The following is a 15,821-nucleotide window of genomic DNA, read 5'->3' as shown; positions in this document are numbered from 1 at the left end:
AATTATGGCTGAAGGGATAAAGGACAAGGTCGCCATTATCGGGATGGGATGCAGCCAGTTTGGAGAACGATGGGACAAGGGCCCTCAGGACTTAATGATCGAGGCCTTTATCGAAGCTATCGAGGATGCTGGTATAGAGAAGAAAGACATCGATGCTGCCTGGTCTGGCACATGCTATGAGGAAATCTCTGTAGGGAAATCCGCCATCCCCCTAGCTGCTACGTTAAAGCTGCCGTTCATTCCGGCAACGAGAGTCGAGAATTTCTGCGCCACTGGGTCGGAGACTTTAAGGGGTGCCTGCTATGCCGTTGCCGCCGGGGCCTATGATATATGTTTGGCACTCGGTGTGGAGAAGCTTAAGGACACAGGCTATGGTGGTCTTCCTCAAAACGATACCCAGATGGGGACATCGCTGAGGGCCGCCTTTCCCAACTTTACTCCCCCTGGTGCGTTTGCCATGATGGGTACCAGGTACTTCGCGCAGTATGGCCTCAGCCCCGACGAAGGCAAACGCGCCCTGGCCCATATATCGGTGAAGAGTCATCACAACGGGGCTATGAACCCCAAGGCGCACCTTCGCCGCGAGATTACCATCGAACAGGTAATGAACGCTCCTATCGTAGCCTGGCCTCTGGGTCTATTTGACTGCTGCGGGGTGAGCGATGGCGCCGCGGCGGCCATAGTGACCCGGGCTGAGCTGGCCAAGAAATTCAGGCCTGACCCGGTATATGTTAAGGCGCTACAGATCTCTGTGAGTTCCGGAGAGGAGTTGATGTTCACCGACTGGGACTACGCTCATGTTGAGACCACTGTCAGAGCCTCAAAGAAGGCTTACGGTGAGGCAGGGATCAAGAGCCCCCGGGAGGAGCTAAGCATGATGGAGGTCCACGACTGTTTCTCTATCACAGAGCTTACCGTGTACGAAGATCTGGGGATCTCGCCACGTGGGCGAGCTAAGGAGGATATCGAGGCAGGATTCTACGATATAGATGGCAAAATCCCCTGTCAGCCTGATGGGGGCCTCAAGTGCTTCGGTCATCCCATCGGCGCTTCGGGGCTGCGGATGATGTATGAGATGTACAAGCAGCTTCAGGGAAAGGCCGGGCCGCGGCAGATAAAGGATCCCAAATTTGGCCTGACCCATAACATGGGGGGTATTCCCCCGGTAAATGTTGTTAGCGTTTTCTTAGTGGGGCTTTAGTTCCAGGTGAAGAAACCACCTTCGATCTCCAGTTCGCTCCATTTGTCAGAAGGATGATGATATGGACTTCGATCTGACTGAAGAGCAACAGATGCTGAAGACCAACGTCCGCAAATTCCTTGATAAGGAGATTGTGCCTATAGTTGATGAGCAGGAGAAGAAAGGCCCGCTTGATAAGGAAACCGCCGTCTCCCTTATTCAACAGTTGATGCCCTTCGGCTATCTGGTGGGCTTTCTGCCCGAACAGTACGGCGGTTCGGTATTGGACCACAAGACAAACGGCATCCTGGTCGAAGAGTTAGCCAGGGCCTGGGCGAGCCTTGCCGGAACACTTTTCATTGCCGCAGCCTTCTGGTGGCTCTTGAACGAAGCGGGCAACCCGGAGCAGAAGGAGAGATTGCTACCTCTCGCTGCTTCTGGTGACTACATAGGTTGCCTGGCGATAACAGAGCCTAATGTCGGCTCCGACGTCGCCGGTGTGGAGACAACTGCAATCTTGGACGGGGAAAACTACATCATCAACGGGACAAAGACGTGGATTTCAAACGGCAGTATAGCCGACGCCGCTTTTATCCTCACCACCACAGACAAGTCACTCGGGCCTTTAGGGATGTCCTTTTTCCTTGTTGAGAGGAATGTGTCTCCTTTCGCCACCAGAGAACTGCACAAGCTGGGGCTACGTTCCTTCCCTACCTCGGAGCTTTCTTTTGATGACTGTCCTGTTCCCAAGGCGAATCTTTTAGACCCGGGCTCAGGCTACGAGCGGACAATGGCCTTTTTCGATGTGTCACGGGCGATGGTGGGAGCTAACTCGACAGGTATCGCTCAGGCTGCTATAGATGCTTCGATAAAATACGCGCAGGACAGGACACAGTTTGGCCGACAACTGGGTAGCTTCCAGATGATACAGGAGATGGTCGTAGATATGATAGCTGAGACCGAAGCCGGGCGGCTTCTATCGTTCCGCGCCCTAGACATGCTGGATAAGGGGGAGAAATGCCGCTGGCAGGCATCACTGGCAAAGGCCTACGCCACCGAAGCAGCGGTGAGGACGACCTCAAAGGCCATCCAGATACACGGGGCTATGGGGCTTTCCGAAGAGTATCCGATAGAGCGATACTTCAGGGATGCTAGGACTCTAACCATACCCGACGGAACTACGCAGATGCAGAAACTTATCGTGGGAAGGAGAGTTCTGGGGATTAGAGCCTTCGTCTAGCGAGGTGGTAAAGCGGCTGATAACATCTACCTATCCACTACTTTAATATAGAAATGGTGTACCCGTTCACAATGTAGCCAATAGTTTACTGAAGATATGGCTCTAAGCGTTTTTCGAAGCAGGCTAGTCAGCCTAGAAGTAATGTATAAAAGATTAACAATAGAGAGGGGCACTATGTCACAAGAAGGAAATGTTGATAAGAAAAAACCTGCGGAACAGTTTGGTGAAATGATTAAATCATTTGGAGATGCCATGAGCCAAATATTTAACGACCCTGATCTGAAGGAAAAGGCCAAGGCTTTCGGGGAAAGTGTTGTTGAGTCAGCTAAGATTTTATCAAGCAATGTCAAAGATGACGAAACCAAAGCCAAGTTTAGAGAGGTGGGAAAAGAGGCTGAAAACCTAGGGAAAAGTATACAAGACTATTTTAAAGAAAAAATACACAAATAGTTAATTCAGTTCTTCGCTTATGTAATTAAGTCTATTGAGCCACCACACCACCATCTACCGATAAGGGGTGCCCGGTTATAAACGAGGCTGCATCTGAGCATAACCAAATAACTGCCTGGGCAACCTCTTCTGGTATACCTATACGTGCCATGGGGTTCATGCCGGTTACAACCTTCTCCATATCCGGGTAGGTGTCCATAAGTTTCTTCACTAACGGTGTGTAGATGACACCTGGGCATACAGCGTTTATACGGATGCCTCTCTTGGCATATTTAAGTGCCGCTGCTTTTGTAAGGCCTACCACACCGTGTTTACTTGCGACATAGGCGGGGTTGGGTCCAACGCCAATAAGTCCGGCAGTGGATGATGTATTAACGATGGCACCACCACCTTGCTTGAGCATTTGCGGGATCTCGTATTTCATACAAAGCCACACACCCTTGAGGTTTATGTTTATTACTTGGTCCCAGTTCTCTTCAGTGTACCTGGTAACGGATGCGACATCGCCATCAATGCCAGCATTATTAAAGGCAAAATCGAGTCGCCCGTAGATCTCAACTACTTTGTCAACCATTTCCTCGACCTCGTCTGCTCGGGTAACGTCAGTCTTGACAAAAATGGCCTGGCCGCTACTCTCCTTGATCATCTGGACTGTTTCCTTGCCTCCGCGGACTGAGATATCGGCCACGATAACCCTTGTACCCTCTGCAGCAAAGGCCAGCGCGGTGCTCCGTCCTATTCCGGAGCCCCCTCCCGTTACCACAGAGACCTTGCCTTCTAACCCCGTCACTATTCGGTACCCCCTGAGCCACGGCGTATATGCTGACGATTAGCACTGCCTAGAAGTAGTCACGTATATATTCAGAGATTGCTGAAATAGTGTCAATCAACCCCCAGACCCCCGGTCCCGATTATATCGGGGCACCTCTTTTTCAGCAGTCTCTATTAAACTGTCACCAGTTTACGCTACGATGCTGCGGCGTAAATGTCATCATCCAACACGCTGCTTAACCTCATCTGGCATCTCGACTTGCTTGTCTTCGGGCCTCCTCTTCAGGGCGAGAGCCTCCATAAGACAGTGAGTGACGCACACGCCGCAACCGACGCATGTGTCTGCATCAACTTCGGCTATTTTATCAACCTTCATCGCGTTTACGGGGCAAATATCCTCACAATCCCCGCAGGCATTGCACTCCTCCTCCTTTACCTGCGGGATAAACGGCGACGCGACCATCGTTTTAGTATTTAGCTGGTGAAAACCTATGAACAAGGGGCAGCAGTCGGTGCAGCAATTGCATATGAAGCCCTCGATGTTGATGGTGTGAACCAGGCCATCCGCATTTGCCTTGTTCAGCAGCTCAAGGGCCTCATCCAAGGTGAGCTCGCGGCCCAGACCATGCTCCACACACCATCGGCCGGTATCCCCTGCATGGAGGCATGTCTCAAGCATGTGTTCACAATGGTTTTCGGGGTCAACGAGCCAATGTGAGAGACGGCAGGGGCAGGTTGACACACTGAAGTAATCTTGTCCCTTTAGAAAATCGGCGAGGTTCTCCTCGGGACGGGCGTCATCGGGCAGCACGTTCGGATGAGCCCAGACCGGTGCAAAAGGGAACCCTAATGTGCAGAGCCTATCCCTGGCCCACTCGTATTGGACTTGGTGCAGTGCTTTACCTAATTCTACATCATATGGAAATCTGATGCCTCCAAAGAGGCCAGTCTCGGTAAGGCCTGGCGCACAACTCCCTAGGACCCGGTATATCGGGTCCTCCTTGCCCGGGTCGATCCACATTGTGCCTTTATTAGCCATAGTGTGGAGCATTTGCTTAAGTTTGTCCTTGTTCATGCCCACCTTTGCTGAAAGCTCGTCCAGTGTCCCACCCGTGAGACCTATTTGGAGAGCCAGTTGAGCCTCCTCGGGAGTGAACTGAAGGCTAAGGAGCTTCAATAATGCAGGTGTCACCGATAGGCCAACCACATGCGGGTCTTCCCTGTTTATCATCTCTGCCAGCTCTTTGTACATGTCCTCTTTGACCATTAGTCTACCTCCTAATAATATCCATACGGTACGTGTGACCTGGAGTCTACTTGCTCGAAATTAGTGAGTGTTAGTGAGTGGATTTTGCATACGCGCAGGGGATCAAGTTATCAACGCTTGGGCTCGCGACCTATGTCATTATAATGCTTAGCGTGAGGTTTATCAAAGGTTTGGTGAGGACGTGATGTCAGCTTGATACCAGAAAAAGTAATTTAAACCATTACCCCTCTCTTCAAATCAATCATATACACCTTATCAACCCGGTCCATACCCCGAAGAAGTGTCAACCGAACCTTACATTAGCCAAACTCAGGCGGAATATAACCCGACACTCCGGGCGTCACCTTTATATTCAGATGAGCATAGTATTCAATGTGTAGCGAACGTCTGTTTTCTCTAGCTCTTTAGTAAGGTGCTCCGCATACTCGGGACCGGTGTAGTCTTCCTTAAATTGTTCCCGACCAAAGCCATTGTGTATGCACTGTTTCAAGATGCCACCCAACTCCTCCCCCCTTTCAAGAAGAATAACATTCCCAGCGCCACTTTTCTCAGTATGTAGTGCGGCAACAAGCCCGGCAGGTCCACTGCCGATTATGGTTACATCAGCTTCCATTCGTATTGCTTATGGACCTTCCAAAGATAATAGACTCTCCATTTACTCTGTCATCTTATCTTCGGGTATCCGGTGATTTCTGCAATTTTATTGTGTAGTGGTGACAGTGCAGGATAAATCTCTTTATATACTTCATTAAACAATCTGTTATAAATTAATGCATTCTCCTCGCGGGGAGTGAAGGTCCGGGTAACTCTTACCATATTATCCACAGCGTCATTAAAGTTGTTATATACCCTCAAGGTAACAGCGGCATCTATGGCGGCACCCAATGCTGAAAGATTGCTGGTATGCAACCTGCTTGTGGGAAGGTTGAAAATGTCGGCGGTTATTTGCATGACTTCGTCGCTTTTTGAGCCTCCACCACCGACCCTGATCTCCTTTATTTTACATCCCGAATGCTTCTCAATTATTTCCCCCAATCTTCGCAACTCGTATGCAATACCTTCGATAATCGCCCTGTAAATATGCGGCCTCGTATGCTCACCGGAGAAGCCTATTATTGCACCTTTGGAAAGGGGGTCATTCTCAAGCGGATGCCAGTAAGGCTGAAGAACCAAGCCCATAGAACCGGGAGGTATATCCTCCAGTTTTTTATCCAACAGCCCCTCTGGCTCTGTCCCAAGTTTCTTAGCCTCTTCCTCCTCGTATTTGGCAAACTCCCTTCTGAACCAGGATACCATCCAGTATCCTCTCCCCACAAAGCCTTCGAGTGCCCAGTGATCGGGAATTGCTGCTCCCCAGGTAAAGAAATCCATCTGAGGATGCTCTACATATTTGTTGGAGAGTAGTTCAATGACCGCAGCCGTTCCGTAGCTGATTTCAGCGACATCGTTACTTATTGCGCCAGCGCCCAGCAGTTCGGATTGTTTATCCCCCGCTCCGATGATTACGGGGAGACCTTGCGGTATGCCGAAATCTCTTGCGCCTTCCTCTGAAACCGTCCCTGCAATCTCGGCTGGTGAAACCAGTGGAGGTAACTTTTCTCGCTCAACCCCGAAAATCTGGTATACAACTTCCTTGGGATGCCACTTAAGCCCCTTAAGGTCGACGGGGAAAAGCCCTACTATCATGGAGGAACAATCTTTGAACTGGCTTGTTAGTGCGTGAAAGATATAAGATGAGACAGTGAGGAATATGTGCGTCTTATCATAATTTTCCGGCTCGTACTTTCTGAGCCAGTTAAACTTGGACCTTCTCTGATACTCCTTTAGCTTCGGTGTCATTCGAGAAATCCTGAAACCCAGTGATAGTAAGGCTCCACCGGGGAGCTTAAGCCCCTCTGTTTTGCGCTCATCAAGCCAGGTGATAGCGGGACGAACCGGTCTGCCAGCTGCATTGACAGGCACAATGGTGCTTCTGTGTGTTGTGATGGCAACGGCAGCGAGCTCATCTCTGGGAACACTGGAATTTTCCACCACACTCCTGGTTACTTTCTGGGTAATTCTCAGATACTCCTCAGCATCCTGCTCGGCAAAATTAGGTTGTGGAGCAAAGTAGGGGGTCACCGGATATGCATCGCCATATACCTCATTCCCTTTTTCATCGAAGATGAATGCCTTTATATTCTGCGTTCCCCCATCGATGACAACAAAATATTTCATCTTTTTGCCTTTTTACCAGTCGCTTTTTCCATCTCGCCTTTTATGTTCCGTGTCAACTTCCCTTCATTCATCGATAATTTGCTCCGCAACAAGTTCGGCTATATACTTCATGTCCACATCGGACAAGACAGCTTTACAGGTGGGGCACGCTGAAAGATAGACATCGGCGGCGGTTTGCTTAAGTTCACTAATGCGCATCAACCTTAATCTATCGCTGAGTCTGCAGTCTCCAATTCTCGCTCCGCATAATCCGCCGCAGCAGTGTGTATCCTCTCTTGAGTGAACTGGCTCTATTATCTCAAACCCCAGTGCTCCGAGGATCTCTCTGGGAGCAGTGGTAATACCCATATCGTTTGCCAGGATACAAGGGTCGTGAAAGGTTGCTGTATTATTTGCCCCCCTAACACTTATCTTCCCTTTCCTGAGTAAATCGCTGAGGAATTCGGTGGTGTGAACAAACTCCACACCTAAATCAACGCCGACATCTTTATACACCCCTGTCATCATTTTCATGCATGTGGGGCAGTCCAAAACGACCCTGCTCAGTTTCCTGTTTTGAATCTCCCCTTTCACTTTTTCTGCTGCCTTCTTGAAACCTTCCATATCTCCAGCGTGGTAAAGGGGTGCACCACAGCATATATCGGCACCACCGAATTGCTGAACGGATTCCTTGCTCACCGTGATTATTCTGTCCATAGCCTTCAGTAAATGTTGATCCCTGTATGCAGAACAGGAAACGAAATAACCTATATCTCCACTACCTTTTTGAAGAGCTTGACGCTCACCGTGGGGATTACCGAATCTGGTGAACGTCTCTATTATTTTTCTGGTCTCATGAGGAAGCATGCCCTCTTTGAAGGCCTTGCTTCGCTCTCCCTGAATGAATTTCCTCAGGTCATAATTATCGTAGATACAGTGTGCCTTGCATGCCCCGCACATGGCACACTGGAACATAACGTCAAAGAAGTCTGGTTTGTCTTCAATAAGTGCTTTCTCCTCATACAGAATGAGACGCGCCATTTTCTGAGGGGTAATTGTTTCCTTTCCCGTAGCCAGATACGTTGGGCAACTGTACTTACACATATTGGCGCACAGTGCACAATTTGTGATCTGTGCCGTTTCTTTTTTATCTTCCATCTTCTACGAGTTTTCCCCTGTTCATAATACCATTTGGGTCTAATGCAAGCTTAATTCTCTTTAGCAGCTCGACCCCGTGAGCACCCAACTCTTGCTGCATAAACTGCCTTCGCCAGTATCCAATTCCGTGGTGATGGCTAATAGAGCCGTTGTTCCTTAAAGTGGCTTCCATGGCAGCCGTCCATGTATCCTGATAGTAACAAAGCGGGTCTTTGGGGAAGCCGGCGAATGTTATATACAGGCAGGCCCCTTCCGGGTAAAAATGGGAGAAATGCCCCGAAACCGATAGTGCACCATCCACTGCCTTCATTGATGCGATCATATCACTGTAGAGATTTGCGGCATCTGTAAATAGAGAAACAACCTCAATTGTATCGACAATTGCCCCCTGTTGCATTATTATTGGACCTAAACCAATATCGAAACGTTTCTTAAGCCATATATTAACCGGCTCCTCTCCCAGAGGCTCCCCTCCATTTTCCTCGGAAATTCTTTTAATGACGCTGCTTTCGAGTGCCACGTAATCTGAATCGCCTTCTGAGATGAAGATAACCGTTACCTTGTCTTTTATTTCCCCGAAATACCTTTCAGTTTCAGCTTCATCGAATATTCTCACCACTGCTGGCCTTGCATCGCCTCTCAGGATTCTTCGCACCGCACCCAACGCCGCCTCGATGTAGTGGAAAACAAACGATTGTTTTACCGTCCCTTCTGGCAAAGGGTGCACCGATACGACTGCCTGGGTCACTATACCAAGGCTTCCTTCACCGCCGAGGAACAGGTCTTTCAGTGAAGGTCCGGTGGAGCGTCTAGGAACCGGTTTGATATCGAGCAGATTTCCATCGGGAAGGACTACCTCCATTCCCAGAACCATGTCCTCGATCTTCCCGTATTTGGTGGAGAACTGCCCCACAGCGCGGGTTGAGATCCACCCACCGAGGGTGGAGCAGTGGAGAGACTGGGGAATATTTCCCATTGAATAGCCCCTGTAGTTCAACTCCCGCTCCAGATTTGTACCGATAATTCCAGCTTCGAACTCAGCGACCAGTGATATTTCATCCAGGGAAATAAATCTATTCATTCTCTGAAGGTTCAGGATAGCGCCCCCTTCTGTGGGAATGGTCCCACCAAGAACACCGGAACCGCCACCAAATGGCGTGATGGGAACCTTATATTCATTGGCGTATTTTAGGACACCCTGTATTTCATCGCGATTCTGTGGAGAGATAACTACACCGGGAAGCGACGGTAAATTGCCATACTGAGAAAGGAATACCCCATACAGCCAGTAGTCAAGACTGTAAGAAATGAGGTCGCATTCCTTCTCTGAGACATTTTCCTCTCCTACAGTATTTTTCACTTTTTCGATAAACTGGGAAGGCACCCCCTGTATTCTTGACATAAATGTTTTTACCTTCATCATTGCACCACACATTCGAATATCGTAAATATATCACCACATCTGGCTACATTTGCAGTTGTTTGTGAGAAGCCTTCGCTACATAAGGAAATCAATCCATCTTTTCCTTGTATATAGACCAGGTTCCGAGAGCCTTGGCGACAAGATGACCTTCGTGTTTTATCTCTGATTCCAAAGTGGCAATTCTTTTACTTTTACTTATAACCTTTGTATCGCAGGTAAGAGTGCCCGAATCCACCGATTTGAAATAGACTATTTTAATCTCTATGGTTGCACATAGTTCATCCTGCTCTATGCAAGAAAGAAGGGCTGCACCCATGCCGGTATCTGCCATAGTATACGTGGCTCCGCCATGCAAAATTCGGAAGGGGTTTAGCAGCTTTGCATTAACTTCAAGCACACACTGACTATTTCCCTTCTCTGCCCTGGTAAAGGTCAGACCCATAAGATCACCGAACGGGTTAAACCCTTCCACGTATTGAGGCATTTTCTTTGGCATAGCAGTTTCTCCACATCAGGCCATATTGCCACTACGTTAAACAACTGACTTCCTATAAGAAACCTACTGTCTGGTAGTATAGCTATCGCATTAAAATGATACAAGCCCTGTGTGATTTGCTAGTTGGGAAAGGGCTTAGTAGACAGGTTTAGAAGAGGTAGTTCTACGGGAAACGAAGCGGTTTTTATTATGATGGGAGGATCGTAACTAGCTATTTATAGCCTGGGCACTGCTCGGGTAAATTATTTAACCCCTTAAGTGCTAGGTAAAGCGTGTTGGCCCGCTATTATTCACTCTCGCCATAGAGAAAATTAAAGAAGGCCTTCTCCACCTCAGCTGCCTTGGCAGGAACAGGGTTAATACTCCCCAGGCTCAGCGCATACACATATATCTTCGCTGTCTTCTCCAACATCTCGCAGATGGTAAAGGCCTCTCTCATATCCCTCCCCACACTCAAGGCACCGTGATTTGCCAGTAGAACTCCGTTCCTGGGCCCCAGCGCTGAAAGCACATTCTCCACCAGCTCCGGAGTGCCGGGAAGGGCATATTCGGCCACCTTTATCTCCCCGCCAATATAGGTAATCTGGTCATCAAGAAAAGCAGGGATCTCCAGGCCGGTAACAGAAATGGCACTGCCGAAAACGGGGTGAGTGTGAACGATTGCATTTACCTTCCTGCGCGCTTTGTAAATACCGATATGCAGCAGCTTCTCTATGGATATTTTTAGCTCTCCCTCGACGTTCTCTCCCTCGAAATCGGCAACTACTATGTCATCGACATCGATTGTATCGTAGTAGCGCGCATTGGGAGTGATTGCCATCAGTTCCCTGCCGTTGTGCACTCCGAGGCGCATGCTCACATTTCCCGAGGTGCCCACCACCAGTTCCTTCTGCGCCATCTTCTGAGCCGCCTCGAGGACAGTTTTCTTTTCAGCATCCCATTTGCTCATACCATTTTTCATTTAAATCCTCCAGCCACTTAGCAGTAGAAATCCATCTCCCGTAGTACTGGGCATATTCCTTGGCCCTCTCATTATCTGGCTCGACCATTCTGGGTACAGGTCGCATGGCCTCCATAGCTTGACCAAGGTTGTCATAGATGCCAGAGCCAACTGCAGCGCACATAGCCGTTCCTAGTGACGAGACCTGGGGCATCTCGAAGGAAGCCACCTCCAGGCCAACCAAATCGGAGAGAATCTGAACCAGGCATCGGCTCTGTGCCAAACCACCCCCGATGCTTATCCCCTTCGTCCTGAGTCCGGAGACCTCCTCCAACTGGGCGCAGTTGGCTTTGAAGGCGAAACAGAGGTTCTCTATTGTTGCCCTGACGAGGTGTTTCCTCTCGATATTTGTCACGGTAGGGGTAGTTGGGAAAATAAAGCCACCCAGGCTCGGTCTAAGCCGGCTCATATCCATCACCATTGGACCGGTAAAGGCAAGCACCCCCCCAGCCCCAGGCGGTGCCTCTTGTGCCAACCCATCCATTAAATCGTACATGTCTCTATTTGACTGTCCAAAGATAAGCCCATTTAACCAGCGATAGGCACCACCCGATTCACCAGCGTTACTTTCCAGTACCCACCTCCCCGTAATAGCATGACACCCGCTCCAAAGCCTGCATTGCGAATCGATAATTGGCTGGGAGGTCACCATTTGTATAGAGCCACTCCAGCCTGCTACAACACCCACCTGCCCTTCATCTTTTACCCCCATGCCAAGCAAGCCACACTGGGTATCTGCACCACCGGTAACGACCGATGTGCCAGGTACCAGGCCTGCCTGCTCGGCAGCCGCTTCTGAAACCGTGCCAACTCTGGTACCAGCGGTTGTGATTTCGGGATAAATCCCCTTGGGTAGCTCCAGCATTTCCATCAATAGGCCAGACCACTTCAATTCACGGATGTCAACCAGGCCTATATCGCAATCACTGGAAAGCTCGCCAACTCGCTCACCAGAGAGCCGGTAAATGATCCAGTCGCTGATGGAAAGCACTGTGGCTATCTGCTCATATATATGTGGATGATTAGCCTTGAACCATCTAAGCTTGGCCGGAGTAAACATAAATGAAGGGGCATGACCGGTGATCCGGTAAATCTCATTGCCAAACTCGCTATCGATGGAGAAGCCTTCGGATAGGGCTCTGAGATCAAGGTTGGGGCCGGCATACAGCTCGTGCCCATCCTTATCCAGAAATACTACACCCTGCCTCTGGCTGGCAGCACCAACCGCGATGATTTCATTGGGGGTTATCGCGGATTTCTTAATGGATTCTCCAATAAGTTGGCAGATGATACCCCAAAACTTAGCGGGATCGAATTCCCGCCCCAGCGGGGCAACCTCAGCAGGTATATCGTAGTCCCATTCCTGATGCACATGAGAAACCGGGTGGCCCTGGAGGTCGGTAATTAGGACGTGGACACCTGAAGAACCGGCATCAATGGCTAGCACGTACTTAATTGACAACTCTATTCCACGCCTGTGGATTGAGCAGATTCCTGGGGCGCTCTCCCTTTATAAATCTCTCGATGTCTTCAGCTATCATCAGGGAATGGCGCTCTATCGTCTCATCTGTCGATCCACCAATATGGGGGGTAAGGATTACGTTGTCCAGCTTCAGAAGGGGGTTATCGGGCTTCACCGGCCAGGTCTCGTAGACATCGAAGGCGGCCCCGGCAATGTGTCCTTCTCTCAAAGCCTGGACAGTTGCTCCCTGATCGACCACGGTTGAGCCAGCGGTATTCACCAAATAGGCGGTAGGCTTCATAGAAGCAATTCTCTGTGCATTGATGAGCCCCAGGGTCTCTGGAATAGTTGGGCAGTGGAGTGTAACGAAATCCGATTGCGCTACCAGTTCGTCAAGCCCCAGAGTACTGGCTCCCACCCTTTCTATTTCCTCGTTGTTGACATAGGGGTCATACACCAGGATAGAGGCATCAAAGGCGCTTAGTCTCCTCACCACCTGTTGCCCGATAGACCCAAAACCCACTATGCCTATGGTCTTCCCGGCAAGCTCAGTGCCGCGAAATGAAGAATAGCAAGCAGTGGGGTCAACCCACCCACCCGAGCTTACCATTTGGTGCGCTTTGGGGATATCTCGCGCCAGAGCCAGCATCAAACCCACCGTCAGCTCTGCCACTGCAGTGGCGTTCCTGGCGGGGGTGTTAACTACTAGCACACCACGCTCCGTGGCCGCTTCTATATCAACATGTGTCACATTACCCCTGCAAGCCCCCACGAGCTTCAGTTTTCTACCCCTCTCGAAAACCTCGCGAAAAATGAAGTCAGCCTCGATTATGACTATTTCTATATCCTGCCCTTGAATGCGGTCGATAAGCTCATCTGCGGGCACCAGCCTCCTGGTATCCATCCAGCTCTCATAGATAACTTCCAGGCTTTTACTCAACCTTTCTAGGACAGATGGACTATAAGGAGCTAAAATGAGTGCTTTCATAACGTACCTAACGCGGAGATTATAGCACAGGTACTGCTATATGTATAAATATCCTCGTTCGCTGATATATTTCAAATCACACGTTTGTGAGGCATCGAGTACCTGCAGACGAGCTTACATAACGCGCTTGAGGTTTGGGTTGGGGTTGATGCCAGGAAGACGGCCGCGTTTGGCAATTTGTCTCCCCTCTATTTCGTGGAGGTCGGCTGTGAAGTCGATAGGTTTAGCGCCACTGATGTAGCTTCCCACGCCAAAGGCATCTACGGGGGCACCATTTTCTAGAAAGTATCTGATCCGCTCCGGGTCAAGCCCCCCGCTGACGAAGATGCTTACTTCATTGAAGCCGGCCAGGTCGAGATGGGCTCTAACCTCCCTGACCAGATCAGCGGTGACGCCACCCCTTTCCGATGGGGTATCGAGGCGCACCCCCTGAAGGCGACCTTCAAGCGCCCTAGCAACGATGACGCTTTCCTCAACCTCATCCTTGAAGGTATCGACCAGAGAGATGCGAGGCACCTCAGGTGGCATATGCTCATCGAAGGCTAAAGTCGCCCGGGCGGTATCGCCTATGATAAGTATCAGGGCGTGAGGCATAGTCCCCGAGGGCTCGATATCGGCAATCTTGGCGCCGGCGACGGAGGAGCAGCCGGTGCAACCGCCGATGATGGCGGAGTAGTCCATTACGCCAGCCACAGAGGGATGTATATGGCGAACGCCGAAGCTGATTACGGGGATCCCGTGAGCAGCATCGACACACTCTCTGGACGCCGTTGCCCAGCCACTACAGTGGGACAGGATGCCCAATATAGTAGTCTCATGCAAGCCGTAGCTCAGGTATGGCGCGGTTATCCTAAGTACAACCTCTTTTCTTTGAAAGGATTCCCCTTCATCAAGCGCCCATATCTCACTACCCGAGGGTAGTAACCTGGAAAGCAGTGCCTTGACCTCCTCGATGCCGCAGAGGACCCCTGCCTTTGATGGAAAAACCTCCATTGTTGCCGTGGGGTTTAGGCCCTCTCTTCGTAAAATCTCAACGGTTCGGGCGAAGTAGATATCCGCGGTTTCCCCGGAGAGGATAGCATCGGAGGTCACAAATCTAGCTTGGTCGCCCTTAATTGCCTTTTGGGGGCCAACCAGCCTTGCCCCCAGGACTTTCTCCATGTGCTGCAGGGCGAAATGGTGGGCTCTCTCGTCGAAGGCGGCAACGCAATCCAGGGGTACATCTACCTCGTAGTCTCGACCCCTGGCATCGAATACGGTATGAAGGACACAGATATCTGTTACCACACCGCAGACTATCAGCTTATCTGGGGAAAATGCCTTTAGCTTCTCATCCAGGTCTGTTTCTAAGAAGCAACTGAAGCGCCTCTTGGGAATAATCTCTCCAGGACTTTTTGAAAAATGGGCAAGTTCGGGGATGACCTCTGCCTCTGCGGTCCCCATGATACAGTGAGAGGGAAACATGGCGAACTCCGGGTCATCGGGGACATGATTGTCACAGAGGAAGAATACCCTTGAGCCTTTCTCTATCTCGTGCTTAAGAAGCCTCTGGATGTTCGGTATAATGCGGCGTGCCCGCTCACCTAGGTAGAGGGGATTTCCCTCCTCAAAAAAGCCACGCACCATATCGATTACCAGAATGGCATTAGACATAGCACTTAAGCTCCTCCATTTTAGCTAAATATAATCTTAATAACTAGGAGAAAAAGTCAATCCAACGTATTTTCTAAGGTTCCCCAGAGCGAAACCTCAGCCTCAGCAACCCCTTTAGATCCTCGGAGACGGTACTGGCAATGGCGACCCTGGTGTCGGGATCCTCGATCCAGGCTACAGGTATCTCTCTTATGCGATAGCCTTTTTTTTCGGCCAGGATAAGCAGCTCGGTGTCGAAGAACCACTCTTGATCCTGTATCAGGGGCACCAGTTCCTGGGCCGCTTTACCACTAAGTGCCTTAAAGCCACACTGTGCATCAGAGAATCTTGTTCTGAACATCGACTTAATAATGAGATTATAGCTTCTGGAGGTTAATTCGCGCTTAAAGGAGCGCTTAACCGATGAGCCTGGAAGGAGCCGGGAGCCGATGGCTATGCTATAGCCCTCCTCAATAGCCTGGATGAGGTGGGGAAAGGCCGCCAGGTCGGTTGAAAGATCGACATCCATATAGCTAACGATGTCGGCAGCGCTCTCCA

General features: G+C 50.1%; 15 protein-coding genes. 3 read left to right on the top strand and 12 right to left on the bottom strand.

The annotated features are described in order from the left end of the window. Nucleotides 1-4: 4 nt before the first annotated feature. The 3 genes from VMX96_02640 to VMX96_02630 all read left to right on the top strand — a co-directional run bounded on the left by VMX96_02640 (nt 5) and on the right by VMX96_02630 (nt 2,870). The gene (locus VMX96_02640; GenBank protein ID HUU62806.1) at nt 5-1,201 is read left to right on the top strand and encodes an acetyl-CoA acetyltransferase; all 1,197 of its coding nucleotides are present in this window, start codon (nt 5-7) and stop codon (nt 1,199-1,201) included. A gap of 61 nt (nt 1,202-1,262) precedes the next feature. Continuing rightward, nucleotides 1,263-2,420: an acyl-CoA dehydrogenase family protein gene (locus tag VMX96_02635; GenBank protein HUU62805.1), complete on the top strand. Its 1,158-nt coding sequence runs from the start codon at nt 1,263-1,265 to the stop codon at nt 2,418-2,420. 174 nt (nt 2,421-2,594) lie between these two features. Beyond that, complete coding sequence (locus VMX96_02630) at nt 2,595-2,870, top strand: hypothetical protein (protein ID HUU62804.1); 276 nt, start codon at nt 2,595-2,597, stop codon at nt 2,868-2,870. A gap of 31 nt (nt 2,871-2,901) precedes the next feature. Here the strand turns inward: VMX96_02630 and VMX96_02625 are convergent, their stop codons facing one another. From VMX96_02625 to VMX96_02570, 12 genes are all read right to left on the bottom strand, one after another. After that, nucleotides 2,902-3,660, bottom strand: a complete 759-nt coding sequence (locus tag VMX96_02625) for an SDR family oxidoreductase (protein ID HUU62803.1) — start codon at nt 3,658-3,660, stop codon at nt 2,902-2,904. 201 nt (nt 3,661-3,861) lie between these two features. Beyond that, complete coding sequence (locus VMX96_02620; GenBank protein ID HUU62802.1) at nt 3,862-4,908, bottom strand: 4Fe-4S dicluster domain-containing protein; 1,047 nt, start codon at nt 4,906-4,908, stop codon at nt 3,862-3,864. A 352-nt stretch (nt 4,909-5,260) separates the two neighbouring features. Continuing rightward, nucleotides 5,261-5,521: an FAD-dependent oxidoreductase gene (locus VMX96_02615; protein HUU62801.1), complete on the bottom strand. Its 261-nt coding sequence runs from the start codon at nt 5,519-5,521 to the stop codon at nt 5,261-5,263. 50 nt (nt 5,522-5,571) lie between these two features. Continuing rightward, nucleotides 5,572-7,125, bottom strand: a complete 1,554-nt coding sequence (locus VMX96_02610) for an FGGY-family carbohydrate kinase (GenBank protein HUU62800.1) — start codon at nt 7,123-7,125, stop codon at nt 5,572-5,574. 63 nt (nt 7,126-7,188) lie between these two features. After that, nucleotides 7,189-8,262 carry a (Fe-S)-binding protein gene (locus VMX96_02605; GenBank protein HUU62799.1) on the bottom strand — a complete coding sequence of 358 codons (1,074 nt, stop codon included), beginning with the start codon at nt 8,260-8,262 and terminating at the stop codon, nt 7,189-7,191. After that, on the bottom strand, nt 8,252-9,685 hold the full coding sequence (locus VMX96_02600) for an FAD-binding oxidoreductase (GenBank protein ID HUU62798.1): 1,434 nt from the start codon (nt 9,683-9,685) through the stop codon (nt 8,252-8,254). The genes VMX96_02605 and VMX96_02600 overlap by 11 nt, the downstream gene beginning before the upstream one ends. Before the next feature lie 88 nt (nt 9,686-9,773). Further along, on the bottom strand, nt 9,774-10,181 hold the full coding sequence (locus tag VMX96_02595) for a PaaI family thioesterase (GenBank protein ID HUU62797.1): 408 nt from the start codon (nt 10,179-10,181) through the stop codon (nt 9,774-9,776). A gap of 286 nt (nt 10,182-10,467) precedes the next feature. Further along, nucleotides 10,468-11,142, bottom strand: a complete 675-nt coding sequence (locus VMX96_02590; protein HUU62796.1) for a class II aldolase/adducin family protein — start codon at nt 11,140-11,142, stop codon at nt 10,468-10,470. Continuing rightward, a complete protein-coding gene (locus VMX96_02585; GenBank protein HUU62795.1) occupies nt 11,111-12,643 on the bottom strand; it encodes an FGGY family carbohydrate kinase in 1,533 nt (510 codons plus the stop codon). Before VMX96_02585 ends, VMX96_02590 begins: the two co-directional genes overlap by 32 nt. Further along, the gene (locus tag VMX96_02580) at nt 12,633-13,631 is read right to left on the bottom strand and encodes a 2-hydroxyacid dehydrogenase (GenBank protein HUU62794.1); all 999 of its coding nucleotides are present in this window, start codon (nt 13,629-13,631) and stop codon (nt 12,633-12,635) included. Before VMX96_02580 ends, VMX96_02585 begins: the two co-directional genes overlap by 11 nt. A gap of 114 nt (nt 13,632-13,745) precedes the next feature. Further along, on the bottom strand, nt 13,746-15,284 hold the full coding sequence (locus VMX96_02575; GenBank protein HUU62793.1) for a nicotinate phosphoribosyltransferase: 1,539 nt from the start codon (nt 15,282-15,284) through the stop codon (nt 13,746-13,748). A gap of 73 nt (nt 15,285-15,357) precedes the next feature. After that, nucleotides 15,358-15,821 (bottom strand): glycosyltransferase family 2 protein (locus VMX96_02570; GenBank protein ID HUU62792.1); only part of this gene is annotated, 464 nt, incomplete at its 5' end.

Source organism: Dehalococcoidia bacterium (genome assembly GCA_035528575.1).
Lineage (GTDB): Bacteria > Chloroflexota > Dehalococcoidia > E44-bin15 > E44-bin15 > DATKYK01.
This window is presented reverse-complemented; position numbering and strand designations above follow the sequence as displayed.